Annotated in this window: 24 protein-coding genes and 2 pseudogenes; 17 read left to right on the forward strand and 9 right to left on the reverse strand. The window is 63.5% G+C overall.

From position 1 onward, the window contains the following. Positions 1–44: 44 nt before the first annotated feature. The 8 genes and pseudogenes from NKJ37_RS22100 to phnE (NKJ37_RS22135) form a co-directional block, all read left to right on the forward strand. Positions 45–872, forward strand: a pseudogene (locus NKJ37_RS22100) (alpha-D-ribose 1-methylphosphonate 5-phosphate C-P-lyase PhnJ); the annotation flags it as partial. Positions 873–1,006: 134 nt separating this feature from the next. Beyond that, complete coding sequence (phnK, locus tag NKJ37_RS22105) at positions 1,007–1,783, forward strand: phosphonate C-P lyase system protein PhnK (protein ID WP_023760811.1); 777 nt, start codon at positions 1,007–1,009, stop codon at positions 1,781–1,783. 322 nt (positions 1,784–2,105) lie between these two features. Continuing rightward, positions 2,106–2,813, forward strand: a complete 708-nt coding sequence (gene phnL / locus NKJ37_RS22110; RefSeq protein ID WP_023812471.1) for a phosphonate C-P lyase system protein PhnL — start codon at positions 2,106–2,108, stop codon at positions 2,811–2,813. Continuing rightward, positions 2,810–3,427: a DapH/DapD/GlmU-related protein gene (locus tag NKJ37_RS22115; protein WP_128306073.1), complete on the forward strand. Its 618-nt coding sequence runs from the start codon at positions 2,810–2,812 to the stop codon at positions 3,425–3,427. Before phnL ends, NKJ37_RS22115 begins: the two co-directional genes overlap by 4 nt. 277 nt (positions 3,428–3,704) lie before the next feature. Further along, positions 3,705–4,562 carry a phosphonate ABC transporter ATP-binding protein gene (phnC, locus tag NKJ37_RS22120; RefSeq protein ID WP_352723354.1) on the forward strand — a complete coding sequence of 286 codons (858 nt, stop codon included), beginning with the start codon at positions 3,705–3,707 and terminating at the stop codon, positions 4,560–4,562. Positions 4,563–4,654: 92 nt separating this feature from the next. After that, positions 4,655–5,563, forward strand: coding sequence for a phosphonate ABC transporter substrate-binding protein (gene phnD / locus NKJ37_RS22125; RefSeq protein WP_352774973.1), 909 nt, complete (start codon positions 4,655–4,657; stop codon positions 5,561–5,563). A 57-nt stretch (positions 5,564–5,620) separates the two neighbouring features. Next, positions 5,621–6,577 carry a phosphonate ABC transporter, permease protein PhnE gene (gene phnE, locus NKJ37_RS22130; RefSeq protein WP_128306075.1) on the forward strand — a complete coding sequence of 319 codons (957 nt, stop codon included), beginning with the start codon at positions 5,621–5,623 and terminating at the stop codon, positions 6,575–6,577. Positions 6,578–6,579: 2 nt separating this feature from the next. Then, the gene (gene phnE / locus NKJ37_RS22135) at positions 6,580–7,947 is read left to right on the forward strand and encodes a phosphonate ABC transporter, permease protein PhnE (protein WP_352774975.1); all 1,368 of its coding nucleotides are present in this window, start codon (positions 6,580–6,582) and stop codon (positions 7,945–7,947) included. A 263-nt stretch (positions 7,948–8,210) separates the two neighbouring features. Here the strand turns inward: phnE (NKJ37_RS22135) and NKJ37_RS22140 are convergent, their stop codons facing one another. The 3 genes from NKJ37_RS22140 to NKJ37_RS22150 all read right to left on the reverse strand — a co-directional run bounded on the left by NKJ37_RS22140 (position 8,211) and on the right by NKJ37_RS22150 (position 11,495). Continuing rightward, complete coding sequence (locus NKJ37_RS22140) at positions 8,211–9,062, reverse strand: sugar phosphate isomerase/epimerase family protein (RefSeq protein WP_352774977.1); 852 nt, start codon at positions 9,060–9,062, stop codon at positions 8,211–8,213. Between the two features lie 41 nt (positions 9,063–9,103). Next, entirely contained in the window at positions 9,104–10,291 is a 1,188-nt protein-coding gene (locus NKJ37_RS22145; RefSeq protein WP_352774979.1) for a Gfo/Idh/MocA family protein, read from the reverse strand. Between the two features lie 148 nt (positions 10,292–10,439). Beyond that, a complete protein-coding gene (locus NKJ37_RS22150; RefSeq protein WP_128304518.1) occupies positions 10,440–11,495 on the reverse strand; it encodes a sugar phosphate isomerase/epimerase family protein in 1,056 nt (351 codons plus the stop codon). A 398-nt stretch (positions 11,496–11,893) separates the two neighbouring features. Between NKJ37_RS22150 and NKJ37_RS22155 the strand changes: the two genes are divergently transcribed. From NKJ37_RS22155 to NKJ37_RS22175, 5 genes are read left to right on the forward strand one after another with little or no spacing between them, the layout of a single operon-like run. After that, the gene (locus tag NKJ37_RS22155) at positions 11,894–12,781 is read left to right on the forward strand and encodes a sugar phosphate isomerase/epimerase family protein (protein WP_023812461.1); all 888 of its coding nucleotides are present in this window, start codon (positions 11,894–11,896) and stop codon (positions 12,779–12,781) included. Positions 12,782–12,841: 60 nt separating this feature from the next. Then, positions 12,842–14,011 (forward strand): mandelate racemase/muconate lactonizing enzyme family protein, encoded by a 1,170-nt coding sequence (locus NKJ37_RS22160; protein WP_023812460.1) that lies wholly within the window; start codon positions 12,842–12,844, stop codon positions 14,009–14,011. A gap of 2 nt (positions 14,012–14,013) precedes the next feature. Next, positions 14,014–14,730, forward strand: coding sequence for a FadR/GntR family transcriptional regulator (locus tag NKJ37_RS22165; RefSeq protein ID WP_023812459.1), 717 nt, complete (start codon positions 14,014–14,016; stop codon positions 14,728–14,730). Positions 14,731–14,735: 5 nt separating this feature from the next. Further along, a complete protein-coding gene (locus NKJ37_RS22170) occupies positions 14,736–15,716 on the forward strand; it encodes a hydroxyacid dehydrogenase (protein ID WP_128304519.1) in 981 nt (326 codons plus the stop codon). Between the two features lie 42 nt (positions 15,717–15,758). Further along, a complete protein-coding gene (locus NKJ37_RS22175) occupies positions 15,759–16,145 on the forward strand; it encodes a hypothetical protein (RefSeq protein ID WP_128304520.1) in 387 nt (128 codons plus the stop codon). Between the two features lie 18 nt (positions 16,146–16,163). Here the strand turns inward: NKJ37_RS22175 and NKJ37_RS22180 are convergent, their stop codons facing one another. Further along, the gene (locus NKJ37_RS22180; RefSeq protein WP_128304521.1) at positions 16,164–17,459 is read right to left on the reverse strand and encodes an amidase; all 1,296 of its coding nucleotides are present in this window, start codon (positions 17,457–17,459) and stop codon (positions 16,164–16,166) included. 106 nt (positions 17,460–17,565) lie between these two features. On the opposite strand from NKJ37_RS22180, the gene NKJ37_RS22185 reads away from it, so the two are divergent. Next, positions 17,566–17,913 (forward strand): GFA family protein, encoded by a 348-nt coding sequence (locus tag NKJ37_RS22185; RefSeq protein ID WP_023812455.1) that lies wholly within the window; start codon positions 17,566–17,568, stop codon positions 17,911–17,913. A 96-nt stretch (positions 17,914–18,009) separates the two neighbouring features. Here the strand turns inward: NKJ37_RS22185 and NKJ37_RS22190 are convergent, their stop codons facing one another. Next, on the reverse strand, positions 18,010–19,224 hold the full coding sequence (locus tag NKJ37_RS22190; protein ID WP_352774980.1) for an MFS transporter: 1,215 nt from the start codon (positions 19,222–19,224) through the stop codon (positions 18,010–18,012). Positions 19,225–19,316: 92 nt separating this feature from the next. On the opposite strand from NKJ37_RS22190, the gene NKJ37_RS22195 reads away from it, so the two are divergent. The 3 genes and pseudogenes from NKJ37_RS22195 to NKJ37_RS22205 all read left to right on the forward strand — a co-directional run bounded on the left by NKJ37_RS22195 (position 19,317) and on the right by NKJ37_RS22205 (position 22,172). Next, positions 19,317–20,300 carry an AraC family transcriptional regulator gene (locus NKJ37_RS22195; protein WP_352440818.1) on the forward strand — a complete coding sequence of 328 codons (984 nt, stop codon included), beginning with the start codon at positions 19,317–19,319 and terminating at the stop codon, positions 20,298–20,300. A gap of 298 nt (positions 20,301–20,598) precedes the next feature. Further along, complete coding sequence (locus NKJ37_RS22200) at positions 20,599–21,570, forward strand: AraC family transcriptional regulator (protein ID WP_352440817.1); 972 nt, start codon at positions 20,599–20,601, stop codon at positions 21,568–21,570. Positions 21,571–21,741: 171 nt separating this feature from the next. Then, positions 21,742–22,172: pseudogene (locus NKJ37_RS22205) on the forward strand (DUF4437 domain-containing protein). Between the two features lie 13 nt (positions 22,173–22,185). Here NKJ37_RS22205 and NKJ37_RS22210 read toward each other — a convergent pair. Genes NKJ37_RS22210 through NKJ37_RS22225 form a run of 4 tightly spaced genes read right to left on the reverse strand, consistent with a single transcriptional unit; the run spans position 22,186 to position 25,566 of the window. Next, positions 22,186–23,289 (reverse strand): ABC transporter ATP-binding protein, encoded by a 1,104-nt coding sequence (locus NKJ37_RS22210; RefSeq protein ID WP_128304526.1) that lies wholly within the window; start codon positions 23,287–23,289, stop codon positions 22,186–22,188. Continuing rightward, entirely contained in the window at positions 23,289–24,392 is a 1,104-nt protein-coding gene (locus NKJ37_RS22215) for an ABC transporter ATP-binding protein (protein ID WP_352440816.1), read from the reverse strand. The genes NKJ37_RS22210 and NKJ37_RS22215 overlap by 1 nt, the downstream gene beginning before the upstream one ends. Further along, positions 24,389–24,610: a hypothetical protein gene (locus tag NKJ37_RS22220; protein ID WP_127268335.1), complete on the reverse strand. Its 222-nt coding sequence runs from the start codon at positions 24,608–24,610 to the stop codon at positions 24,389–24,391. The genes NKJ37_RS22215 and NKJ37_RS22220 overlap by 4 nt, the downstream gene beginning before the upstream one ends. Further along, a complete protein-coding gene (locus NKJ37_RS22225) occupies positions 24,607–25,566 on the reverse strand; it encodes a carbohydrate ABC transporter permease (RefSeq protein WP_127268334.1) in 960 nt (319 codons plus the stop codon). The genes NKJ37_RS22220 and NKJ37_RS22225 overlap by 4 nt, the downstream gene beginning before the upstream one ends. Position 25,567 lies beyond the last annotated feature (1 nt).

The following is a 25,567-nucleotide window of genomic DNA, read 5'->3' on the forward strand; positions in this document are numbered from 1 at the left end:
CGTCCTGGACGCCAATTCAATAGCACAATGTGGATGTGATCGCCATGACCGACATCGCCACCTACAACTTCGCCTATCTCGACGAGCAGACCAAAAGGATGATCCGCCGGGCGATCCTCAAGGGCATCGCCATTCCCGGCTACCAGGTGCCGTTCGCCTCGCGCGAAATGCCGATGCCCTATGGCTGGGGCACCGGCGGCGTCCAGGTCACCGCTTCAATCATCGGCCCCGATGATGTCTTGAAGGTGATCGACCAGGGTGCCGACGACACCACCAACGCAGTCTCGATCCGTGCCTTCTTCAAGAAGGTCGCCAACGTCGCGGTGACCACCGACACAGCCAGCGCCACCATCATCCAGACCCGCCACCGCATCCCCGAGCGTCCGCTGACGGCGGGCCAGGTGCTTGTTTATCAGGTGCCTATCCCTGAGCCGCTGCGCTTCCTTGAACCGCGAGAGACCGAAACGCGCAAGATGCATGCGCTGGAGGAATACGGCCTCATGCATGTCAAGCTCTACGAGGACATCGCCAAACACGGCCGCATCGCCACCACCTATGCCTATCCGGTCAAGGTCGAGGGCCGCTATGTGATGGACCCGTCGCCGACGCCGAAATTCGACAATCCCAAGATGCATCGCTCACCGGCGCTGCAGCTGTTCGGCGCCGGCCGCGAAAAGCGCATCTATGCGGTGCCGCCGTTCACCGACGTGGTCAGCCTCGACTTCGAGGATCATCCGTTCGAGGTGCAGACCTTCGACCAGCCCTGCGCGCTGTGCGCGGCCGAGAATGTCTATCTCGACGAGGTCATCCTCGACGACCATGGCGGCCACATGTTCGTCTGCTCGGACACAGACCATTGCGAGAAGCGGCGCAACGCCCCTACCTCCCCCTTGTGGGGAGGTCGCGCCGAAGGCGCGGGGGGTCTTGACCAATCTACGGCCCACTCAACCCCCACCCCGGCGCTGCGCGCCGACCCTCCCCACAAGGGGGAGGGTAAGGAGAAGCAATGACCGACGAACCGCTGCTGCGCGTCTCGGCACTTTCCAAATTCTACGGCTCGCGCGTCGGCTGCGACAACGTCTCCTTCGACCTGTGGCCGGGCGAAGTCCTGGCTGTGGTCGGCGAGTCCGGCTCCGGCAAGACGACATTGCTCAACTGCCTGTCGACGCGGCTGCTGCCCTCCTCCGGCACCGCCAGCTACCGCATGCGCGATGGCCAGTTCCGCGAACTCTACCGCATGAGTGAGGCCGAGCGCCGCTTCCTGATGCGCACCGACTGGGGGTTTGTCCACCAAAACCCGGCCGACGGCCTGCGCATGACGGTATCGGCCGGCGCCAATGTCGGCGAGCGGCTGATGGCGGTCGGCGACCGCCACTACGGCAAGATCCGCGCCACCGCGGTCGACTGGCTGTCGCGCGTCGAGATCGACGAGGACCGCATCGACGACGAACCGCGCGCCTTTTCCGGCGGGATGCGCCAGCGCCTGCAGATCGCCCGCAACCTCGTCACCGGCCCGCGTCTGGTGTTCATGGACGAACCGACCGGCGGCCTCGATGTCTCGGTCCAGGCGCGCCTGCTCGATCTGTTGCGCGGGCTGGTCACCGATCTCGGCCTGGCGGCCATCGTCGTCACCCATGACCTTGCCGTGGCGCGGCTGTTGTCGCAGCGCATGATGGTGATGAAGGACGGCCGCGTCGTCGAAAGCGGCCTCACCGACCGCGTGCTCGACGACCCGCGCGCGCCCTACACCCAGTTGCTCGTTTCCTCGATTCTGCAGGTTTGACGATGAAGTCTCAAAGCGCGTGTTCGCGAAACCTTGGCGCGAGGCACCCCCCTCTGGCCTGCCGGCCATCTCCCCCGCAAGGAGGGAGATCGGCTGTCCCTGCTGCTTTCACCAATTACCAAGGCTGCAAGAAAAGCGCTGCGGGTGAAACTGCCAATCTCCACCCTTGCGGGGGAGATGTCCGGCAGGACAGAGGGGGGTGCCTCGCGCCGACACCTCGCAAACACCCGCTTCGAGATTTCACCGTTATTCCGCACATGCAATTGCATTGGCCAGAGGGGGGTGCTGGCCCGCAAACCAACAGCGATTGGAGGACCTTCTGATGCCGACGCCCCTCGTTGTCTCAGACGTCGCCAAGAGCTTCACCATGCATCTGCGCGACGGCATCAAATTGCCTGTTATCGCCGGTGTCTCGTTCTCGATCAGGGCCGGCGAATGCACCGTGCTCGGCGGCCCGTCCGGTGCCGGCAAGAGCTCGATCCTGAAGATGCTCTACGGCAACTACGCCGTCGACGAAGGCCAGATCATCGTCAGCCACGATGACGGGCTGATCGACCTCGCCACTGCCAGCCCGCGCACCGTGCTTGCCGTGCGCCGGCAAACGATCGGCTATGTCAGCCAATTCCTGCGCACCGTGCCGCGCGTTTCGGCGCTGGATGTCGTCGCCGAACCGCTGGTCGAGCGCGGCGAGGATCGCGAGATTGCCCGCGGCAAGGCACGCGCCTTGCTGGCGCAGCTCAACCTGCCGGAGAAACTCTGGGCATTGCCACCTGCGACCTTCTCCGGTGGCGAGCAGCAGCGCGTCAACATCGCACGCGGCTTCATCACCGAGCATCCGATCCTGCTGCTCGACGAGCCGACCGCCTCGCTCGACGCCAAAAACCGCGATGTCGTGATTGAACTCATCGCCGCCAAGAAGGCGGCTGATGTCGCGCTGCTCGGCATCTTCCATGACCACGACGTACGCGAGGCGGTTGCCGACCGCATCATCGACGTCACCGCTTTCGCTCCCGGAAAAATCGCCGCATGACCAGGAAATTGTCCGAGACGCCGCTGGTCCATCCGACGGCGGATGTGCAGAATTCGACGCTCGGCCGCTGGACCGAGATCGCCGACCGCAGCCGGGTGTCGGAAAGCGAGCTTGGCGACTATTCCTACATGATGCAGGACTGCGCCGTCTGGTGCGCGACGATCGGCAAGTTCGCCAACATCGCCGCCAGCGTGCGCATCAACGCCACCAACCACCCGACCTGGCGGCCAACGCTGCACCATTTCACCTATCGCGCCTCGGACTACTGGGACGACGCCGAGCACGAGACAGAATTCTTCGCCCAGCGTCGCGCCAGGCGAGTCACCATCGGCCACGACACCTGGCTCGGCCACGGCTCGACCATCCTGCCCGGCGTCACCGTCGGTGACGGCGCGGCGATCGGCGCCGGAGCCGTCGTCTCGAAGGACGTCGCCCCCTACACCATCGTCGCCGGCGTGCCGGCCAAACCGATCCGTGAGCGCTTCGACCGCCGCACCGCCGACCGTTATCAGGCGCTTGCCTGGTGGGACTGGGATCATGCCAGGCTGCGCGCTTCGCTCGACGATTTCCGGGAACTATCGGCCGAGGCCTTCCTGGAAAAATACGAAGGATAATTCTTCACATCATCGTCATGGCAGCCACATGGCAGGACCTGTTCGATGACTCTCTCAAGCTTTTTCGAGCAGCAGGCTCCCGTGATCGAAATCAAAACTCCCGCCTTCTGCGGCTTCAGGGACATGGAGCACTTCGAGGACCTGCTGGCCCTGGGCCGGCCATAACTCCACACCTGTGGAGCGTAACAAAACTGACATCACCGCGACACGGCAGGTTCATGTGGCTGCGTTAGGCGAGTGCCTGACGATCAATATGGTCCAGACTGGAACCTGCCCCATGTCAGCAAATTCCGCCACGCTCGAAATCCGCGGTGTCAGCCGCCGATTTGGTAAGAACACCGCCGTCAGCGACATCAACATCGCCATCCCACAGGGTCAGATGGTTGGCATTATCGGCCGTTCGGGCGCCGGCAAATCGACCCTTCTTCGCATGATCAACCGTCTCATCGATCCCAGCCAGGGATCGATCTTTTTTGACGGCGCCGAGGTTTCCCAGTTGCGCGGCTCGCCGCTGCGGCGCTGGCAGCGTGACTGCGCCATGATCTTCCAGCAGTTCAACCTGGTGCCGCGCCTCGACGTGCTGACCAACGTGCTGCTCGGCAAGCTGAACCACCGTTCGACCATCACCAACCTGTTCGGCATGTTCTCGCGCGCCGAATGCGCCGAGGCGGTCGCGGCACTCGAGCGGCTCGACATTGCCCGCATCGCGCTGCAGCCCGCAGGCACCTTGTCGGGCGGCCAGCAGCAGCGCGTCGCCATTGCCCGCGCCATGATGCAGCAGCCCAAAGTGATCCTCGCCGACGAGCCGATCGCCTCGCTCGACCCGCTCAACGCCAAGGTGGTGATGGATTCGCTGCAGGACATCAATCTGCGCGACGGCATCACCGTCGTCACCAATCTTCACACGCTGGACACCGCCCGCACCTACTGCAACCGCATCATCGGCATGGCCGCCGGCAAGGTCGTCTTCGACGGCCCGCCGGAAGAACTCAACCGCGAGGCCGTGCGTCTCGTCTACGGCGCCGACAGCAATGGCCAGGAAATCTCCGAGGCCATCACCTCGACCAGCGTTGCCTTCAGCCGAAAGATCGCCGCATCCGCCGGACCGCTCGAGCCCGCATTCCCGGGATACTGAGAGCGGCCTGGATCGACAGCCCGCGTCAAGGGCACCTGTCAAAATCGAGAACGCTGCCGGCGCGGGGCCGGAACCTACAGGAGAGATTACAGATGTTCAGGAAGATGGTTTTCAGCGCCGTTTCGGTGCTCGCCATGGCGACCAGCATGGCCCATGCCGCCGACATGAAGGAATTTCGCGTCGGCATTCTCGGCGGCGAAAACGAAACCGACCGGCTGCGCAACTACCAGTGCCTCGCCGACCATCTGAAGGCCGAATTCGGCTTCGAAAAGGTCTCGCTGTTCCCCGCTGCCGACTATGACGGCGTGATCCAGGGCCTGCTTGGCGGCACGCTCGACGTCGCCGAACTCGGCGCTTCCGGCTACGCCAGCATCGCTCTCAAGGACCCGAAGGCGGTCACCCCGATCCTCACCACCCAGCAGACCGACGGCGCCACCGGCTACTATTCGATCGGCCTGGCGCTGAAATCCTCCGGCATCACCGATATCAAGTCGGCCAAGGGCAAGAAACTCGGCTACGCCGATCCGGATTCTACCTCCGGCTATCTGATCCCGCTGACCCAGATCCCGAAGGACACCGGCGCTTCGAACGAAACCTTCTTCGCTTCGACCCAGTTCAACGGCGGCCACGAGAACAACGTTCTGGCCGTGCGCGACGGCAAGGTCGATGTGGCGGTGGACGATTCCTCCGGTATCGGCGACTTCAAGGACGGCTACACCTCGGGCACCTTCCACAAGGAAGTCGCCAAGGGCGCCGTCGACCCCAACGACTTCGTCGAAGTCTGGCGCTCGGGCCTGATCCCGAACGGCCCGCTGGTCGTGCGCACCGCGCTCCGCGACGAAATGACCGCCAAGCTCGCCGACTTCTTCACGCAGTTGCCGAAGAAGGACAAGGCTTGCTTCGAAGGCGTCGAAGGCGGCGACTTTACCGGCTACGTCCCGGTCAAGGCGGACTTCTACAACGTCATCGTCGAAGCCCGTAAGGCAGCCATTGGCGGCTAACGGCGAAATCAGGAAGGGCGGCGTCGATAAAACGCCGCCCTTCTTGCATGTCCGATCATGACCCTTTCCGTGACAGCCCCTTCCGGCGCCACTCACCAGATGGCCGACGCCTGGCGTCGCCAGACGTCCTTGCGCCGGCTCTACACCGCCATCGGTGTCGGCCTTCTCATCATCGCGCTTGGCAGCACCATGTGGTTCGCCGACGAGGCCAATGCCGGGCATTTCTTCGACCGGTTGCCGCATTTGCTGGACTTCCTGAGCTGGCTCGTCCCCAAGGACTGGAACGATGTCTGGCGGGCGATGTTCGATATCGCTTCCCCGCATGACACCGGCACCCAGGAATTCAACTTTCCGCTTGGCCGCTCGTATGTCTGGGACAGCTTCTACATCCCCGAATATTTCGAGCTGATGCTGACCACGCTCAACGTGGCGCTGGTCTCGACCTTCATCGGCTTCGTCTTCGCCGTGCCGTTCTCCTTCATCGCGGCGCGCAATCTGACGCCGCATCCGGTGCTGCGGCTGATCGTCAAGCGCCTCATGGAGCTGCTGCGCGCCTTTCCCGAGATCGTCATCGCGGGCCTGTTCGCCGCCATCGTCTCGATCGGCCCGATCGCCGCCATCATCGCCATCGGCCTGCATTCGATCGGCGCGCTGGGCAAGCTGTTCTACGAGATCAACGAGAACATCGACATGCGCGCCGAGGAAGGACTGAGGGCTGTCGGCGCCAACTGGTTCGAGCGGGTGCGCTTTGCCGGCCTGCCGCAGGTGCTGCCCAACTTCATGTCCTACACGCTGCTGCGTGTTGAGATAAATGTCCGCATTTCCACCATCATGGGCGCGGTCGGCGGCGGCGGCATCGGCGAGGAGTTGAAGCTGTCGATCTCGCGCGGCTTCGGCGCCAAGACGATAGCTCTCGTGCTGCTCCTGTTCACGACGATCTTCATCGTCGACCAGTTCTCCGCCTGGCTGCGCCGCAAGCTGGTCGGCGAGCAGGCTTTCGTGGTGGGGGCTTGACCATGGCTGCCTTGACCGCCGATCAAATCCAGTCGATCGAAGAGCGCTTCCCGCAGGTGTTCCAGCGGCCGTTCCACAAGCGCTTCGGGCCGCTGATGCTGCTTGGCGGCATCTTCCTCTACCTGCTCTATGCCCTGTGGTTCTTCAACCTGCCGCAGGTCATGCGGGAATCGCACTGGGAGCGCCTGCCGTTGTTTCTGACCCAGTGGATCAGCTACGACGTGCAGCCGATCTTCCGCCTCGACGAACCGCAGATCACCGCCAAATATCCACGCTTCTCGGTGCTCGGCCCGAATCCAGATCCGGACTGGGTCAAGACCAATGCCGATGGTTCGGTGACGGTCCTTATCGACGGCACCGCCAACTCGATCACCTTCGCCAAGACGCAGGCGACGATAATTGCCCATGGTGAGACCGTTGCGGTCGCGCTTGGCACCGGCAAGCCGCTGATCTCGGGGCCGGTACCCGGCTGGATCACCGCGCATGAAGATGAGGTCGTCGCCGACATGGGCTTTGCCGGCGAGGCCCGTGTCGCCGTTGACCGCGTCAGGATCCGAAAGCGATTTCTCGGCTGGGCAAACTTCGTCTTCGACACCCGCTCGCCCTTCTTCGGCAAGTCGGCAAGCGAAGTCGCCTCGCTGATCGTCTCCGGACCGGAACTGAAACCAGGCACGTCCAATCTGGCGCTGGCCGGCGACAACATCTGGAACAACGCCCAGTGGCAGCATGGCGATGTCTGGACGAAGCTCCTGCAGACCATCGTCATGGCCTTTCTCGGCACCATGCTTGGCGGCATCGTCGCCTTCCCGCTGGCCTTCTTCGCCGCCCGAAACATCACGCCCAGCCGGCTGGTCAACCAGGTGCTCAAGCGCTTCTTCGACTTCATGCGCTCCATCGACATGCTGATCTGGGCGCTGTTCTTCACCCGTGCCTTCGGGCCGGGACCGCTGGCGGGCAGTGCAGCCATCTTCTTCACCGAGATCGGCACGCTCGGCAAAACCTATTCCGAGGCGCTGGAGAACATCGACGACAAACCGCGCGAGGGTATTACCTCGACCGGAGCCAACGGCCTTCTGGTGCAGCGCTACGGCGTGCTGCCGGAAGTGGTGCCGGTGTTCATCAGCCAGACGCTCTACCAGTGGGAATCCAACACCCGCGGCGCCACCATCATTGGCGCTGTCGGCGCCGGCGGCATCGGCCTGAAGCTGTGGGAAGCGATGCGCACCAACTCCAACTGGGCCAACGTCTTCTACATGGTGCTGCTGATCCTGGCCGTTGTCTTCATCTTCGACAACATCTCCAACTTCCTGCGCCGCCGGCTGAGCCAGACGATCCACGACTACAACAGGATCCAGGCCGAGCAGGGGTGATCGTCCTGTGGTGCACAATTGGGCGAAAAGTCGGCGGGACAGCACCCCCCTCTGGCCTGCCGGCCATCTCCCCCGCAAGGGGGGAGATTGGGCGGTTCCGCTGACGGCGCCGTCCTTCCAACGCCGAAGATTAGCGAAGGCCGACGGACATCCGATCTCCCCCCTTGCGGGGGAGATGTCCGGCAGGACAGAGGGGGGTGTGAAGGAACGCGGCGGCAGGTGTGTTGGAAGGCTTTGCTCCGTCCCACCATGACGAAGGGTGCCTAAGCGGCTTTCCTCCACCCGTTCCTGATATGCTTATACCCATCCCGATAAACCGCTTCCGGGCTCTCGGAAAAATCGCGCCACACCTTGGTCGCCGCCGCCAAATCCTTCAGCGAACGGCCGAACGCTTCGATCGTCAGCCAGCCGTCATAGCCGCTCTTGCGAATGGCCGAGAATGTTTCCTTCCACGGAATGTTGCCGCGCCCCGGCACGCCGCGATCGTTTTCCGAGATGTGGATATGAACGACATTCCTGCGGTGTTTTGTGTAGGCATCGATCGGGTCGGCCTCCTCGATATTGGCGTGGAAGGTGTCGTACATCGCCTTGATGTGCGGCCGGTCGATGGCATCGATATGCTCGGACAGGTCCGCCATCGTGTTGAGCAGGTAGCATTCGAAGCGGTTCAGCGCCTCGAGCCCGATGGTAACGCCCTTGTTGCCGGCATGGTCGCCGATAGCGCGCTGCGAGGCGACGGAGCGCTTCTTCTCGGCGGCCGTCGGCCCGGAGCCGGAAAAGGCGCCGAGCGTCGAATGCAGCGGGCCGCTCAGCGTGCTGGCGCCAAGCGCATCGGCGCAGTCGATCGCCCATTTCATATAATCGACACCGGCCTTGCGCGTTGCCGCATCGGCCGAGATCAGGTTCATCCGGGGATCGCCCATCGCTGAAACCGCGGTCCGCTCCAGTCCGATGCGGTCGAGCAGTTCGCCGAGTTTTTTGTAGTCGTCGGGCGTGCCGGCGAAGATCGGTATCTCAACGCCATCGAAACCGGTTGCCTTGATGTCGCGCAACAGCGGCTCGTGTGTTTTGGACACGGCCGTCGTCCATAAGAACATGCACATGCCGATTTTCATCGACGCCCCCCTCCCCTTGGATCCCCCGGACCGCCTCTATTTCAGAGCTTCGTCCACGCCCCATTCTTCTTCGATGACTTCACGCAGGCCTCGATGAAGGCCATGCCCTCGACGCCGTCCTGGATGGTCGGGAAGACGACGTCCTTGGCCGGCTTGCCGCCCTTGCGGCGTGCCGCGCGGATAGCGCGCGCGGCCTCCTGGTAGATGTTGGCGAAACCTTCGAGATAGCCCTCGGGATGGCCTGACGGCACGCGGCTGACACGGCCCGCCACCGGCAGCGCGCCGGCGCCATTGCGGGTTATCAGTTGTTTCGGCTGGCCGAACGGCGTGTACCAGAGATAGTTCGGGTCGGCCTGCACCCATTCCAGCCCACCCTTCGAGCCATAGATGCGCAGCTTCAGCCCGTTCTCATGGCCGGGCGCCACCTGGCTTGCCCAGATCATGCCCTTGGCCGGGTGCGTCTTGCCGACCGGCTTGAAGCGCAGCATGACGTTGACGTTGTCATCGAGTAGCCGGCCCGGCACGAAGGCGTCGAGATCGGCCGACAGGGAGTCCAGTTCCAGCCCCGAGACAAAGCGGGCGAGGTTGTAGGCATGCGTGCCGATATCGCCCAGCGCGCCGCCGGCGCCTGCCTGCTTGGGGTCGGAGCGCCACGCCGCCTGCTTCTGGCCTGTCGCGGCAAGGTCCTCGGTCAACCAGTCCTGCGGATATTCGGACTGCACGATGCGTATGTCGCCGAGCACACCCTTGGCGACCATCTCGCGCGCCTGGCGGATCATCGGATAGGCGGTGTAGTTGTGCGTCAGCACGAACACCTTGCCGGTCTTCTCGACTATCGCCGCAAGCTTTTTTGCTTCGGCGAGCGTCGCCGCCAGCGGCTTGTCGCAGATGACGTGGATGCCGGCCTCGAGGAAAGCTTTTGCCGCTGGCACATGGACATTGTTGGGCGTGACGATGGCCACCGCCTCAATGCCATCGGGGCGCTTCGCCTCGGCCTTGGCCATCTCGGCATAGGATGCATAGCTGCGTGCGGGGTCGAGCCCCAGTTCGGCGGCCGAGGCCTTGGCACGGGCCGGGTCGGCTGACAAAGCACCGGCAACCAGCACGAAATCATTGTCCAGCCGCGCCGCGATCCGGTGCACTGCGCCGATGAAAGCGCCTTGCCCGCCGCCGACCATGCCATAGCGGATCGGGCCGCCTCCCGTTTCCGACTTCGATGCGCCGACCATATCTTGCTCCTCGCTGTTGCTCACCTCCCCTTGAGGGGAGGTCGATCCGCGCAGCGGATCGGGTGGGGTCGTTGAGGCAGAGTTCGGCATGAACCGACCCCTCCCGGCCCTTCGGGCCACCCTCCCCTCGAGGGGAGGGGAAACCGCGTCAGATTCCCATCATGGCGCGCAGCAACTTCTTGTCGGTGGTGCCACCGGCGAAGTCGTCGAATGCCTTTTCGGTCACGCGGATGATGTGGTGCTCGATGAAAGGCGCGCCCTCGGCCGCACCATCCTCCGGATGCTTCAGGCAGCACTCCCACTCCAGCACCGCCCAGGAATCATAATTGTACTGTGTCAGCTTGGAGAAGATGCCGCCGAAATCCACCTGTCCGTCGCCCAGCGAACGGAAGCGGCCGGCACGGTTGGTCCAGCTCTGATAGCCGGAATAGACGCCTTGCCGGCCGGTCGGGTTGAACTCTGCGTCCTTGACGTGAAACGCCTTGATGCGCTCGTGATAGATGTCGATGAATTCGAGATAGTCGAGCTGCTGCAGCAGGAAATGCGACGGATCGTAATTGATGTTGCAGCGCTTGTGGCCGCCGACCGCATCGAGGAACATCTCGAAGGTGGCGCCGTCGAACACGTCTTCCCCGGGATGAATCTCGTAGCCTATATCGACGCCATTATCCTCATAGACATCGAGGATCGGCTTCCAGCGCTTGCCGAGCTCAGCGAACGCTTCCTCGATCAGCCCGGCCGGCCGCTGCGGCCAGGGGTAGAGGTAGGGAAAGGCCAGCGCTCCCGAGAAGCTGACCGAGGCCTTGAGGCCAAGGTTCTTCGAGGCCTTGGCCCCGAACTCCATCTGTTCGACCGCCCATTTTTGCCGTGCCTTGGGATTGTTGTGCACTGAAGCCGGCGCAAAGCCGTCGAACTGCGCGTCATAGGCAGGATGCACCGCCACCAGTTGCCCCTGCAGATGCGTCGACAGCTCGGTGATCTCGACGCCGGCATCCGCGCAGATGCCCTTCACCTCATCGCAATAGGCCTTGGAAGAAGCCGCCTTCTTGAGGTCGAACAGCCGCGCGTCCCAGGTCGGGATCTGCACGCCCTTGTAGCCGAGACCGGCCGCCCATTTGGTGATCGACGCCAGTGAGTTGAACGGCGCGGCGTCGCCCGCGAACTGCGCCAGAAACAGCCCAGGGCCCTTCATTGTCGTCGGCATCGGCATCCTCCCTCATTTCTCTCGACCGAGCATAGCGCCGATTGGAAACAGGGCCAGCCACTTTGGTCTTTTCTCAACGGGTGCTTGCACGCACCGCCATTCTGGTATTACCAAATGTGGAAATTTGGTCAAGCCATGCAATGCGCCACCAAGACCCTAAAATCACCCGGTGCAGGCCTATATATCTCAATATAATCAAGCAAATAATCCCCAGCGAAAGTTGCATCCCAGCGCTTCTTGCCGATCTGGAGAATTTGCTGTAGACCTCGCTTCAGGCCCAATTGGTCGAACCAGTTTGCGAGAAAAGGCTGGGAACGCCTTGGGGAGGAACCTTTGTGTCGCCTTTTGGCGATGCATGTCGCAGGCGAACCATAGAGACGAGTTGGGAAGGACAGACCATGCATCTTTCGACGCACAACTGGATGCGCGCGGAACCCTTGGAGACGACGCTCAAGCGCATCAAGAAATTCGGCTATGAGTCGATCGAGATTTCCGGCGAGCCCGAGCAGTACAAGACCAAGGAGACCCGGGCGTTGCTGAAGGAGCATGGTATTCGCTGCTGGGGCGCGGTGACCCTGATGCTGGGCGAGCGCAACCTTGCCGCCAGGAACCAGGGCCAGCGCGAGCGTTCCGTTCAATATGTCAAGGACGTGCTGACCATGGTCAGCGAACTCGATGGCGAGATCATCACGCTGGTTCCGGCGACCGTCGGCAAGGTTGTGCCTGACGGGACCGAAGAAGAGGAATGGAAGTGGGTCGTCGACGCCACCCGTGAATGCTTCACCCACGCCAAAAAGGTCGGCGTCAAGATCGCGGTAGAGCCGCTCAACCGCTTCGAGACCTATCTGTTCAATCGCGGCGCCCAGGCACTCGCTCTGGCCGACGCGGTCAGCCCCGAATGCGGCGTCTGCCTCGATGCCTATCACATCCACATGGAAGAATTTAACGTCTATGACGCGATCCGGCAGGCCGGAAAGCGCCTGTTCGACTTCCATGTCGCCGACAACAACCGGTTTGCCGCCGGCCTCGGCCAGATCGACTGGCCGAAGATCGTCGCCACCTTGCGCGAGATCGGCTACGACGGCGCGCTGACCAACGAGTTCGTCGCGCCCGTCGACCGGACGCCGGCAGCCCCCTATCCCGACATGGTCGAGCGCAATCCGGTCGACATCTCGCCCGAGCAGCTGAAGTTCATCCAGGACCACGGCTCCAGCGTGCTCACCGAGAAATTCTACACCGACCAGATGCGCATCAACGCCGAAACGTTGCTGCCGCTGATCAAGTAGTCGACTGCCTCTGGGAAATTCGCCCTTCCGCCCTGACCGGCGGCGGGGCTGGGGAAGAATATGCGTATCAAGTCCGTCCAAGCCTGGTGGATCCGCGTTCCGATCGAAGCCGCTCGGCAGCACCGCAGCGACTTCGGTCAGGTGACGACCTTCGACGCCGCCATCCTGCGCATCGAGACCGATGACGGGCTGGTCGGCTGGGGCGAAGGCAAGAACGCCGCTGGCAGTGCCGGCAGCTACGGTGCGCTCGTCCACATGCTGAACCATGAGGTCGGGCCGCAACTGGTCGGCCGCGATCCGGCCGACATCGGCGTCATATGGGAGATGCTCTACAATGGCGTGCGCCACGACAGCGCCGCGCGTGGCGGCCACGCCATGCCGCAACTGGCGCGGCGCGGCATGAGCATCGCCGCCATCAGCGCCGTCGACATCGCGCTGTGGGACATTCTTGGCAAATCGCTTGGCGTTCCGGTCTGGCGGCTGCTCGGCGGCCGCAAGCTCGATCGCATGCCGGCCTATGCGTCCGGCGGCTGGGCAGCCGCCGACGCCATCGGCGAGCAGTTGAAGTCCTATATCGCCAAGGGCGGTTTCAAGGCACTGAAGATGCGCGTTGGCGCCATGGATGGCGCGGCACACATTTCCGCCACCCGCGTGCGGGCCGCACGGCAGGCGCTCGGCCCCGATGTCGAACTGATGGTCGACGCGCACGGCACCTACACGGTGGCCGAGGCCAAGCGCTTCATCCACCTTGTCAACGATTTGGACCTCGCCTGGTTCGAGGAACCTATTATCGCTGACGACAAGCCCGGCATGGCTGAAGTGCGGGCGTCAGGTGCCGTCCCGATCGCCACCGGCGAAAGCGAGGCGACACGCTATGCCTTCCGCGACCTTGCCGTGCTCAAAGCCGCCGACATCTTCCAGCCTGATCCCGCTTTCTGCGGCGGCATCAGCGAGGCGATGAAGATCGGCACCATCGCCAGCGCCTTCAATTTGCGCTTTGCACCCCATTTGTGGGCCGGCGCGCCCTGTTTTTTCGCAGGCTTGCATGTCTGCGCCGCCTCGCCGTCGAGTTTCACCGTCGAATATTCGCTTGGCGCCAACCCGATGATCCATGATCTGGTCGAAGAGACTGTCGAAGCCAGGGACGGTATGATAGCGATCCCGGAAAAACCGGGTCTGGGATTCACCATTTCGGAGCGGTTCCTGGAGGCGCACGCGCAACGCGGTTGACGATGAAAGAAAAGAACCTCCTCGCAGAACTCGCTGCCTACCTGTTCTCCCATTCGGACAAGGAGAGCGGCCGAACGCCTTCGGAACGCGAACTGGCGGAGCATTTCGCCGTCAGCCGCGGTCAGATCCGCGAGGCGCTGGCCATCCTGGAGGCCATGCGCATCGTCGAGCGTCGAGCCAAGTCCGGTATCTACATCGACACCAAGCAGGCCAGTGTGGAGGCCATGGCGCTTTTTGCCCGCGCAGGCCTGCCGCTCGACCCGATCCAGATCTACGAGACGGTCGAACTGCGCAAGATCCACGAGATCAAGGCGGCCGAACTTGCCTGTTCGCGCGCCACCGAGGAGAATTTCGAGCGGCTGCGCGAAATCCTGAAGGCTTCGGAAGAGCGCATCGCCGCCGGTGAAGGGCTTGCCAGGGAAGACCGCGAATTCCACCTCGAAATCGTGCGCGCCACCAAGAACAGCGTCTTCCACAATGTCTGCAGCGTCTACTACATGATGGGCGAGCAGCGCCTGCCGATCTATTTCAACGACCCCGAGCGCAACCTGCGCTCGCATGCCGAGCATATCCAGATCTATGAGGCGCTGCTGCGCCGCGACGGCAATCTCGCCCAGGCGCTGATGAGCGCCCATCTTCAAGGGGCTGAGAGCTACTGGAAAGGCCTGATCGAGGGCCATGGCGAGGAGCCGCAAAGCCCGGCGCTCGAAAGAGCCTGACCGACATGGCCCGTATCCTCACGACCCACGCCCTGCACCCGCGCGCCTCGGCCATGCTCTCAGGCGCCGGCGAACTCGTCGTCGCCTCCGCCATCGATCCGGCCACGCTGGCCGCCGAGGCTAAAAATGCCGAGATCGTCATCGTGCGCGCGCCGCTGCCACCACAGCTTTTCGACGGCGCAAAGCTGCTGAAGGCGGCAATCCGCCATGGCGCCGGGCTCGACATGATCCCCATGGAAGCAGCGACCGTCGCCGGCGTGCTGGTGGCGAACGTGCCGGCGGTCAATGCCCGCTCGGTTGCCGAGCACGTCATGTTTGCGGCGCTTGCTTTGCTGCGCAATTTCCGCGCCGTCGACCGCGACCTGCGCACCAAAGGCTGGCTCGCCGGCCGCGAGCACGCCAATTCCAACATCGAGCTTGCCGGCAAGACGATCGGCATCGTCGGCCTCGGTGCCGTCGGCCAGGCGGTCGGCCATATCGCCGCGCACGGCTTCGACTTGAAGGTGGTGGCAACGACGCGCAGCATGCAGCCGGCGCCGGACAAGGTCGGCTTCCTGTCGATCGACGCGCTGGTCGAGCAGAGCGACATCATCGTGCTCTGCTGCCCGCTGACGCCGGAAACGCGCGGCCTGATCAACCGTGAGCGGATCGCCCGAATGAAGCCCAATGCGCTGCTGATCAACGTGTCGCGCGGACCGGTCATCGACGACGACGCGCTGATCGAGGCGTTGCAGAAACGCCGTATCGGCGGCGCCGCGCTCGACGTGTTTGCGACGCAGCCGCTGCCGTCGAATCATCCCTATTTCGGCTTCGACACTGTCATCATCACGCCGCACATGGCCGGGATCACCGAAGAATCGATGATGCGCATGGGCGTCGGCGCGGCGGGTGAAGCCTTGCTGGTGCTGGCCAACAAGCTGCCGGTCAATCTGCGCAATCCGGAAGTGGTCGATCACTACCGGCGGCGGTTTCCGGAGAGCCTGTAACACATCGCGGTTTCGCCCCAATTCTCCGCGACGTTGAGAGCCATGTCCGATCCACGCCTCGCATCCCTGGTAGCCGTCGTGTGTTCGCTCTGCGCCATGCCGTCATTCGCGGCCGAAAGCAGCTATGTCTATTGTGACAACGGGCTGCGCTGCTTCAAGGCGCCCTGCCCATCGAACAGCGCGCTCGACCTTGGCACCGGCACGATCATCAAGGGCGTGTCGATCGACCCCAGCGGATTGCCGCAGGCCGACAAGGCGATAACCGATCTTTCCGACGCGCTTTATGCCGGCAAGATCGTCGTCAGAGGCTCGATCGAGCACCGCACCCAGACGATCACCGGCAAGGAGCACAATCTCCCCTGGCTGGTCGCGACCCATATTGTGCGGACCGCCAAGGACAGCGAACGCAAGCACTGTTCGTCGCGCTGATAGGCAGGTCAGCCCTGGTCACGCGCCAAGCAGCTGTTCTATTTCAGCAGCAATCCGCAGCAGGCGCCGGTCGTGCCCGTTGCGCGCCACCAGCATCAATCCGGCGGGCAGCGCCGTGCCCGGCATCGGCAGCGAGATTGCGCAGAGATCGAACTGGTTGGCGACCTGCGTGTTGCGCAGCAGCAGGCCTTCGGTGCGGTCGCGCAACTCGGCATCGTCAGACATCGAAACGATGGTCGGCGCCGTCACCGGCGTGGTCGGCAGAGCCAGCACATCGACCGATGCCAGCCGCTCGTCCATGGCGGCGACGAGCGCAGTGCGGCGGCGCATTGCCCTGATGTAGACAGGCGTCGGCAGCATTGCCGCCCGCGACAAAGGTCCGCTGACATGCGGGTCGACCGGCACCGAAGCCCCTGTCGCCAGCCAGTCGGCATGCACTTCGGCCCCTTCCATCGCAGCGATCGAACCCCGCTTGGTGGCAGCCCGCATATCGGCAAGCAGATCGTCGATCGACAGGTCGGCGATCCGCGCGCCCGTCTGTTCGATCTTGCCAAGGCAGCGGTCGAACGCGGTCGCCACCTCGTCTTCCGTCTCTTCGAAAAGAACGCCGCGTGGAATGCCGACGCGAAGCCCTGCAAGGGCAATCGGCGTCAGCGCGGTCGGCACTTCACCGGCCATTACGGCGTCGGCGGCGGCACATTGGGCGACGGTTCGGGCAAGCGGACCGATCGAGTCCAGCGTGGCGGACAGCGGGAACGCGCCGGCAAGAGGCACGCGCCGCGCAGTCGGCTTGAAGCCGACGACACCGTTGAGTGAAGCCGGAATGCGTATCGAACCGCCGGTGTCGGAACCGATCGATATTTCGCTCGTCGCCTCACCGACCGAGACGCCGGCGCCTGAGGAAGATCCGCCCGGAATGCGGCTGGCGTCCACGGCATTGCCGGGCGTGCCATAGTGCTGGTTGTCGCCGATCGCGGTGAAGGCGAATTCGGTCATGTTGGTCTTGCCGATAATGACCGCGCCGGCTTGCCGCAGCCGGCTGACGATCACGGCATCGCGCAGCGGAGGTGCTGCGGTCCTAAGCATCAGCGAGCCAGCCGTGGTTGGCTCGCCGGCGACATCGAACAAATCCTTGATCGAGACGATGGTGCCGTCGAGCGGCCCTAGCGTCACACTTGCCCGCTTGCGGGCATCGCTGGCATCAGCCGCGGCCCGTGCGGCTTCGGCATAGAGCTTCGTGAACACGCGCTCTTCGCCGGCACGGGCGGCGAGGCGCGCGAGAATGGTTTCCAGATGATCACGAACGGATTGCATTTTCGGTGTCGGACTCCGAACGCCTTGAACGTCCTTGGGGCATGGCTTGCCGAGACTTAACCCGGCGCAGGCGGTTTTGCACCCTGTCTAATGCGAGGAAAATCCGATGCTCTACAAAGGCAGCTGCCACTGCGGCAAGGTCGCCTTCGAATTCAAGGCCGAACTGACGGGCGCCTTGCGGTGCAATTGCTCGATCTGCTCGCGCAAGGGCGCCCTGTTGTGTGCCATCCCGCACGGGACCTTGCAGGTCCTGGCCTGGGGCGACGATCTCGGCACCTACACATTCGGCAATCATGCCATCGCGCACCGGTTCTGCCGGGCCTGCGGCATCCATCCCTTTGCGGAGGATGTCCGCGAAGGCAGCGAACGCAGTGCCTACATCAACATCAACTGCGTGGCCGATCTCGACCCCTCGACCCTGTCGGTTTTCGATTTCGACGGGCGGTCGGCCTGAGTTTGTTCGCCCCTGCCATCACAACGGCGCCGGCCCGAAAGCCGTGATGGTTCTCGGGCCGACGCGCAGTGTCAGGGAAGCCTGATTGCGGCCAGGCTACTCGGCCTGCTTCGGGCCGCGCAGGAACACAACGATGGCCGCCAGCAATGTCGCGGCGCCGCAATAGGCGAAGGCACTGGCGACGCCGGTGTGGTCGACCAGCAGGCCACCGAAGACGGCGCCGAGCGCGATCGCCACCTGGAACGTCGCCACCATCAGTCCGCCGGCACTTTCTGCCTGATCGGGCGCGGCCCGCACCAGCCAGCTCTGCAGCCCGACCGGCACCGCGCCGAAAGCAAAGCCCCAGACCGCGACGGCGGCAGCGGCGATCGTCGGCGAAGCCCCGAAAATCAGCATCGAGGCGGCGGCCATTGCGATCAGCAACGGCGCCAGCGCAACGGCTGCCTTGAGGCTGCGCTCGGCCAGGATGCCGCCGGCGACATTGCCGAAGAAACCGCCAATGCCATAGGCCAGCAGCACCAGCGAGATCGTCTCGATGTCGAGCACGGGCACCTTCTCGAGGAACGGACGGACATAGGTGAAGCCGGCAAAGTGTCCCGAAGCGACCAGCAGCACGACCAGCAGCGCCACCCTGATCGACGGACGCTTCAGCACGTCGAGCAAGGTGCGGAAGCTTGCAACACCCACGGGAGGCAATTTCGGAATGGTGGCCAGTTGCACCAGCAGTGCCAGGGCGGCGACGACGGTCGCAATCATGAATGCCGTGCGCCAGCCCCAGATGTCGCCGACATAGGCGCCGACCGGCGCCGCGCAGACGGTCGCCAGCGAAACGCCGGTCAGGATGATCGACATGGCGCGCGGCATCAGCCGCATCGGCACCAGCCGCAGCGCCATCGCTGCCGACATCGCCCAGAAGCCGCCAAGTGCTACGCCGAGCACGACACGGGCAAGCAGAAGCACGGGCAGCGATGAGGCAAAGGTGGCCAGAAGATTGGACAGGATCAGGAATACAGTCAGCATCCACATCACCAGCCTGCGATCCATACGCCTGGTGATGATGGCCATGGTGGGTGCGGCAATGGCTCCGACGATCGCGGTTGCCGTCACCGCCTGTCCGGCCACGCCTTCGCTGACGCCGAGATCGCGCGCCATCGGTGTCAGCAGGCTGGCGGGGAGAAATTCAGCGGTGACGAGGCCAAAAACACCAAGTGCCAGCGAAACAACGGCGCCCCAGGCCGGCTCGGTTCGTTCGTCAGAGTCCGCAGGGTTCAAAAGTGTGGCGTCGATGACGCCTGTCGCCTGTTCGGCCATGGTCAGTCTCCGAGTTGTTTTGCAGCGCAGCATCTGGCTGCAACGCAACATAGGCAGTGACCACCTGGAGCTTCCATGCTAGAAACCCCATCATGCTTGACAATTCGTCCAAAATTCCGATCACTGGCGACCCGCTCACCGACATTTTGCGTGGCTTGCGCCTCGATGGCGTCGAATACGGCCGCTTCGAACTGAAGGAACCCTGGGGCATTCAGTTTCCAGCCCAGCCAGCGGCGCGGTTTCATTTCATCGGCCGCAAAGGCTGCTGGCTGAAGCAGCCATCCGGCGAATGGGTGGAACTCAAGGCAGGCGACGCGGTGCTGCTGCCGCGCGGTGCGGCGCACGTGCTGGCCAGCGAGCCCGGCGCCCAGGCCTGGCCGATCCATGGCTACGAAGTCGAGGAGGTCTGCAAGGACGTCTACTGCACGTCGAACGAAGGCATGTCGGAATGCTGCCGGCCGGGAACCCTGTTGTTTTGCGGCAGCATGTACTTCAATCTCGATGGCCTGCATCCCCTGCTCGGCATGATGCCGGATGTGATGCGCACGCATGAGTTGGAAGCCTATGAGCCTGGCATTCCGCATCTGCTGGAATCGATGGCGCGTGAGGTGACAATGGAGCGCGTCGGCTCCGGCGGCATCCTGGCGCGGCTGGCCGACGTGCTGGCCGCCACCGTCATCCGCTCATGGGTCGAGCGCGGCTGCGGTGACGCCTCCGGTTGGATCGCCGCCGTCAGGGACCCGGAAATCGGACGCGTGCTGGCAGCCATCCATCTCGAACCGAACCATGACTGGACGGTCGAGTCGCTGGCCCGGATGATGGGCGCCTCGCGATCGGGATTTGCCGAGCGTTTCGCCACCACCGTTGGCGAAACCCCGGCAAAATATGTCACCCAGGTCAGAATGCATCAGGCACGGCAATGGCTGGTCCGCGACCGGATTAAGATCTCCGTCGTTGCGGCGCGTCTCGGCTATGAATCGGACGCCGCCTTCAGCCGCGCCTTCAAGCGCGTCATCGGCTCGGCGCCCAGCCATCTCCGGGCCGAGGAACAGGCCGATATCCGCCAGGCCAGCTGACGCACAGGGTTCCGAACTCAGCTTGACAAAGGCGGCACCCAGTTCGGCGGTCCCGGCAGTTTTTTTGCCGGCAGCTTTTCGCGATAGGAATTTTTTCTTGACTCCGTGACCTCAGCTATGCTACATTTTTGCCCATGGTGCTGATTTGCGCCAGTGACCCGCCGCACAGGTGGGTTTTGCGTCTGATACTACGTCAGCCGACGCCCCGGCGGAGGAACCCGTTGGCCCGAGTTTGTTGCCCCTGAGCTGACGCATGGAGGCCGTGACGGACTGGTGATTCCAGGCTAGAGAAATCAGCATGGTTTTCACCTCGCCCAAGACTGGCCTGCCGGCCTCGGACGGTCCGCTAACCGACATCTTGCGCGGATTGTGGCTCGATGGCGTCGACTATGGCCGCTGCGAACTTTCAAACCCATGGGCCGTGTTGTTTCCTGCCCAGAAGGCAGCAAGGTTTCACTTTATCGGCCGCCGCCAATGCTGGCTGTTTTCGCCAGCCGGGGAATGGATTGAGCTGACACCCGGCGATGCATTGCTATTGCCGCGCGGTGCCGAGCATGTCGTTGCCAGCGCGCCTGGCATTCCGGCCGTGCCGATCGAAAGCTACACTGTCGAGCCTTTGCAGGACAATGTCTTCAATGTCTCCAACGGCGGCCACGGCCCGAAAACCTTGCTGTTTTGCGGCAGCATGCACTTCAACCTGGACGGGTCGCACCCCTTGCTGGGCATGATGCCGGACATGATGCGCGCCAAGGAATTGATGGCTGGCGAGCCAGGTATTCCGCATCTGCTGGAAGCTATGGCCGGCGAAATCACCATGAACCGGGCCGGCTCTGGCGGCATGCTGGCGCGACTGGCCGACGTGCTGGCTGCAAGCATCATCCGTTCCTGGGTAGAAAACAGTGGCGGCGACACCAGAGGCTGGACCGCGGCGATCAAGGATCGCGACATCGGCCGCGTACTTGCCGCCATTCATCTGCAGCCCGACAGGAACTGGACTGTCGAAGCGCTGGCGCGCGAAATGGGCGCCTCGCGATCGGCCTTCGCCGAACGCTTCACGGCCATCGTTGGCGAAACACCGGCGAGATATGTCGCCCGGATACGCATGCACCAGGCGCGGCAATGGCTGATCGACGATCGGATGCGGGTTTCAGTGGTCGCCGCCAGACTGGGTTACGATTCCGAAGCATCGTTCAGCCGGGCGTTCAAGCGCATCCTAGGCATCGCGCCCAGCCACCTGCGCACCCTCGACTGCACCTCCGAAAACCGCTGAGGCGATCCCGGATCCGCGGCCGTGGCTTGCCGGGTCTGGATGAATTGCCGGGTCTGGATGAATTGCCAAGCCTTCCGGACGCAATGCCATTGCCGGGCCACCCGCATGCAATAGCTTGCCAGAACCAAGCAGCCAGAGGCCGGCGTCCAGTCGGTCCGAAGAGGAGAACCAATGCCAAATTATCCGAAGGTCATCGCACTCGCCGTCATGCTTGCGGTTCCCGGGCGCGCCTTTGCCCTCGAGGACAGCTACCTGCCGGCCGACAAGATCCCCTATGTGGCGGAAGTACCCGACCAGCCGCATCGTCTTGGCCCATTGTGGGGCGAGCGGGCCAAGGGCCCGGCAGGCACGTTGCTGAAGGTTCCCGGCAACTGGCGTGCACCGGTCCATGCGCACACCGCGGATATCGCGCGGTGGTCATAAAGGGGCTGTGGGCGCACTGGCAGATGGATGGCGGCGAGGCGACCAAGGTCGAACTGCCTCCTGGATCCTATTGGACCCAGAAGGCCGATGAGATGCATGACGACGCCTGCGTCTCCGACACGGAATGCGTGATCCTGCTGATCAACGACACGCCCTACGAAACCTACTTCCAGAAATAGGCTGGGATGCAGCCTATGAGGCGTGTCGCAAGCTGACGCCGCTGCCCTTGTCGAACAGCACCACCTTGTCGGGGTTCCAGGCAAAGCGCACCGCCTGCTCGATGGCGACGTCAGTCCTGGCCGGCACGGTGGCACGCAGCGTCGCGTCGCCGACGCGCAGCGTCAGGATCTTTTCGACGCCGTGATTCTCGACGTCGTGGACGCGCGCCTCGACCGGCGCGCCGCTCTCGAGATAGACGTCCTCGGGACGAATGCCGAAGACGAGCGGGCGACCGTCGGTCGCCGCACCCGCCTTTAGCCCCCCAAAAGTCTTGGCGCCCTGCGAAAAAGGCAGTTCGAAGTTCAACGGAGCCATCACCGCGCGGCCGTTCACAAGCTTGCCGTCGATGAGGTTCATCGGCGGCGAGCCGACGAAGCTTGCCACATAGGTGTCGCGCGGGTTGTTGTAGATCTCGTGCGGCGTACCGGTCTGGACGATGCGGCCATGGTTGAGCACGCCCACCTTGTCGCCCATCGACATCGCCTCGATCTGGTCGTGGGTGACGAACAGGAAGGTGGCGCCGAGCTGCATCTGCAGGTTCTTCAGTTCAGTCCGCAGCGCCTCGCGCAGCTTGGCGTCGAGCGCAGACAGCGGCTCGTCCATCAGGAACACACGCGGCTTGCGCACGATGGCGCGGCCGATCGAGACGCGCTGCATCTCGCCGCCGGACAGCCGATCCGTCTTGCGGTCGAGCAGATGCTCGATCCGCAGCGTACGGGCGGCACGGTCGACGCGATCCTTGATCTCGGCGTCGGGCAGCCGGCGGATTTTCGGCTTGAGCGGGAATTCTAGATTTTCGCGCACCGTGTAGCGCGGATAAAGCGAGTATTGCTGCAGCACCAGCGCCACGTCACGCTCGGCCGCACCCCAGTCGGCGACGTCGACGCCGTCGATGAAGACCTGGCCTTCGCTCGGCTTTTCCAGGCCGGCGATAAGCCGCAGCGTCGTCGTCTTGCCGGCGCCCGTCTCGCCCAGCAGCACGAAGAACTCGCCATCGGCAATATCGAGATCGAGCCCGGTGAGCGCAGTGTGGTTGCCGAAGGTCTTCGAGATGTTCTTGAGCTGGATATGGGCCATCAGAGTCTCACCTCAAGCGACTTGCCGCTTGCCTTGTCGAAGAAGTGCGCCTGGGTCGGGTCGATCCTGGCGAAGACCCTTTCACCGGGTCCGGCAACGAAGCCGCTCTTGGTGCGGGCCCGCAGCAACTCGGTTCCCACCTTGAGATCGACGATGTCGAAGGAGCCGAGCGGCTCGACGATATGCGTGTCGACAGCAACGAAGCCCTCGGTTGCCTCGCGCCGAATGAGCACGCCCTCCGGTCGGATGCCCAGCGCGAGCTGCCGCCCGGCATGGCCGTTGAGCTTCGACAGCAATGCCTGCGGAAATTCGAAGCCGGAAGCCGCGCCGCCGACCGTTACCGAGACCGCGGATCCGGTCTCGGCGACTGCGGCATCGGTGACATTCATCACCGGGCTGCCGACGAATTGCGCCACGAACAGATTTGCCGGCTGCGAATAGACCTCGTCGGGCGTGCCGACCTGCTGCAAGACGCCTGCGTGCATGATGACGATGCGGTCGGCCAGGCTCATGGCCTCGATCTGGTCGTGCGTGACATAGATGGTGGTCGAGCCCTGCTTGATGTGCAGCCGCTTGATTTCCGCGCGCATCTCCTCGCGCAGCTTGGCGTCGAGCGCGCCGATCGGCTCGTCCATCAGCATGGCCTTCGGCCGCCGCACCAGCGCCCGGCCGATGGCGACGCGCTGCATGTCGCCACCCGAGAGCGCCGACGGCTTCTTGTCCAGCAGGTCGGTGATCTGCAGCGTCTTGGCGACGGAGCGAACCTCGCTGTCGATCTCCGTCTTGCTCTTGCGCGTGGCACGCAAGGGGAAGGCGATGTTCTCGTAGACGCTCATATGCGGATAGAGCGAGAACGACTGGAACACCATGGCGATGTCGCGGTCGGCGGCCTTCAAATGCTGTACCGGCTTGCCGTCGATGAAGATGTCGCCCTCGTCGATGGTTTCCAGCCCGGCGATGGCGCGCAGCGTTGTCGTCTTGCCGCAGCCCGACTGGCCCAGCAGCACGATGAACTCGTTGTCGGCGATCTTGAGGTTCAGGTCCTTGATGACCTGGACGGCGCCGAAGAATTTCTGGACGCCGCGAAGCTCGATCTGGGTCAATGCTGTGCTCCCGGATTGCGCACCTGGCCGGTACCGGCCTTTTCCTCAGGTGCGATCTTGGAGGTGACGTTGAAGCCGACCAGCCCGATCAGGATGATGGTCAGGCCATATGTGTGCAACAACAGGTTCCAGGGCTGGCAGAGTGCTATGATGCCGAGCACCATCAGCACCTGCGAACCGGGCTCCAGATATTTCTGGTTGATGGCACGAAAGCTCATTTGCGAATCGCTCCGAAGGACATGCCGCGCAGCAGATGGTTGCGGAGCAGGAACGTGAAGATCGCGACCGGCAGCAGGAACAGAAAGGTTCCGGCGGCGATCACCGTCCAGTCCGGCAGGCCCGAGCCGACCTGGCTCGGGATGAAGGGCGGTGCGGTCTGGGCGCGGCGGTTGGTCATGATCAGTGCGAAGGCATATTCGTTCCACGCGGTGATGAAGCAGAACACCGCGGTGGCGGCGATGCCGGTGGCCGCCTCGGGCAGCACGATCTTGAAGAAGGCCTCCATGCGCGTGTAACCGTCGACCAGGGCCGCCTCTTCATACTCTTTCGGTATCTCATCCATAAAACCCTTCATCAGCCACACCGAGAAGGACAGGTTGAAGGCGGTGTAGAGGATGATCAGGCCCACATGCGTGTCGTTGAGGCCGACCGCCCGGTACATCAGGAACATCGGGATCGCCACCACCACCGGCGGGAGCATGCGTGTCGACAGGATGAAGAAGAGCAGGTCAGCCTCCCCCTTCACCTTGAAGCGCGAAAAGCCATAGGCGGTGAAGGTGCCCATGCCGACCGCCAGCACCGTGGAGGTGATGGCGATGATCAGCGAGTTCATGAAGCGGCTCGGATAGCCGGACCATTGCACCTGGCCCTTGCCGTCGCGCACGATCTTTTCACCGCCGTCGAAGACGACGCGCTCCCACCAGGGCGCTGCCGCATACTCTTCCGGCGTCGGCGCGCTGCGCAGTTGCGAGCGCTTGGTGAACAGTTTGACGAAGGGCGATATCTCCGGCTGGAACACCACCGTCGGCGGGATGGTCGTGGCAAGATTGCGCGGCTTGAACGCCGTCGAGGCGATCCAGTAGATCGGCGCCAGGAAGATGATCGTCACCAAAAGGACGACAACGATGGCGACGCGATTGAAGCCGATTTCGGAAGAAGTGCGGACGGCGGCCATC

It is taken from the genome of Mesorhizobium sp. M0140, from assembly GCF_040322475.1.
In the GTDB taxonomy this organism is placed as follows: Bacteria; Pseudomonadota; Alphaproteobacteria; order Rhizobiales; family Rhizobiaceae; genus Mesorhizobium.

Bases quoted from the DNA above. Each gene is read 5' to 3' on its own strand.
- phnK (WP_023760811.1), top strand. From the start codon at position 1,007: ATGACCGACGAACCGCTGCTGCGCGTCTCGGCACTTTCCAAATTCTAC.
- phnL (WP_023812471.1), top strand. From the start codon at position 2,106: ATGCCGACGCCCCTCGTTGTCTCAGACGTCGCCAAGAGCTTCACCATG.
- NKJ37_RS22115 (WP_128306073.1), top strand. From the start codon at position 2,810: ATGACCAGGAAATTGTCCGAGACGCCGCTGGTCCATCCGACGGCGGAT.
- phnC (WP_352723354.1), top strand. From the start codon at position 3,705: ATGTCAGCAAATTCCGCCACGCTCGAAATCCGCGGTGTCAGCCGCCGA.
- phnD (WP_352774973.1), top strand. From the start codon at position 4,655: ATGTTCAGGAAGATGGTTTTCAGCGCCGTTTCGGTGCTCGCCATGGCG.
- phnE (WP_128306075.1), top strand. From the start codon at position 5,621: ATGACCCTTTCCGTGACAGCCCCTTCCGGCGCCACTCACCAGATGGCC.
- phnE (WP_352774975.1), top strand. From the start codon at position 6,580: ATGGCTGCCTTGACCGCCGATCAAATCCAGTCGATCGAAGAGCGCTTC.
- NKJ37_RS22140 (WP_352774977.1), bottom strand. From the start codon at position 9,062: ATGAAAATCGGCATGTGCATGTTCTTATGGACGACGGCCGTGTCCAAA.
- NKJ37_RS22145 (WP_352774979.1), bottom strand. From the start codon at position 10,291: ATGGTCGGCGCATCGAAGTCGGAAACGGGAGGCGGCCCGATCCGCTAT.
- NKJ37_RS22150 (WP_128304518.1), bottom strand. From the start codon at position 11,495: ATGCCGACGACAATGAAGGGCCCTGGGCTGTTTCTGGCGCAGTTCGCG.
- NKJ37_RS22155 (WP_023812461.1), top strand. From the start codon at position 11,894: ATGCATCTTTCGACGCACAACTGGATGCGCGCGGAACCCTTGGAGACG.
- NKJ37_RS22160 (WP_023812460.1), top strand. From the start codon at position 12,842: ATGCGTATCAAGTCCGTCCAAGCCTGGTGGATCCGCGTTCCGATCGAA.
- NKJ37_RS22165 (WP_023812459.1), top strand. From the start codon at position 14,014: ATGAAAGAAAAGAACCTCCTCGCAGAACTCGCTGCCTACCTGTTCTCC.
- NKJ37_RS22170 (WP_128304519.1), top strand. From the start codon at position 14,736: ATGGCCCGTATCCTCACGACCCACGCCCTGCACCCGCGCGCCTCGGCC.
- NKJ37_RS22175 (WP_128304520.1), top strand. From the start codon at position 15,759: ATGTCCGATCCACGCCTCGCATCCCTGGTAGCCGTCGTGTGTTCGCTC.
- NKJ37_RS22180 (WP_128304521.1), bottom strand. From the start codon at position 17,459: ATGCAATCCGTTCGTGATCATCTGGAAACCATTCTCGCGCGCCTCGCC.
- NKJ37_RS22185 (WP_023812455.1), top strand. From the start codon at position 17,566: ATGCTCTACAAAGGCAGCTGCCACTGCGGCAAGGTCGCCTTCGAATTC.
- NKJ37_RS22190 (WP_352774980.1), bottom strand. From the start codon at position 19,224: ATGGCCGAACAGGCGACAGGCGTCATCGACGCCACACTTTTGAACCCT.
- NKJ37_RS22195 (WP_352440818.1), top strand. From the start codon at position 19,317: ATGCTTGACAATTCGTCCAAAATTCCGATCACTGGCGACCCGCTCACC.
- NKJ37_RS22200 (WP_352440817.1), top strand. From the start codon at position 20,599: ATGGTTTTCACCTCGCCCAAGACTGGCCTGCCGGCCTCGGACGGTCCG.
- NKJ37_RS22210 (WP_128304526.1), bottom strand. From the start codon at position 23,289: ATGGCCCATATCCAGCTCAAGAACATCTCGAAGACCTTCGGCAACCAC.
- NKJ37_RS22220 (WP_127268335.1), bottom strand. From the start codon at position 24,610: ATGAGCTTTCGTGCCATCAACCAGAAATATCTGGAGCCCGGTTCGCAG.
- NKJ37_RS22225 (WP_127268334.1), bottom strand. From the start codon at position 25,566: ATGGCCGCCGTCCGCACTTCTTCCGAAATCGGCTTCAATCGCGTCGCC.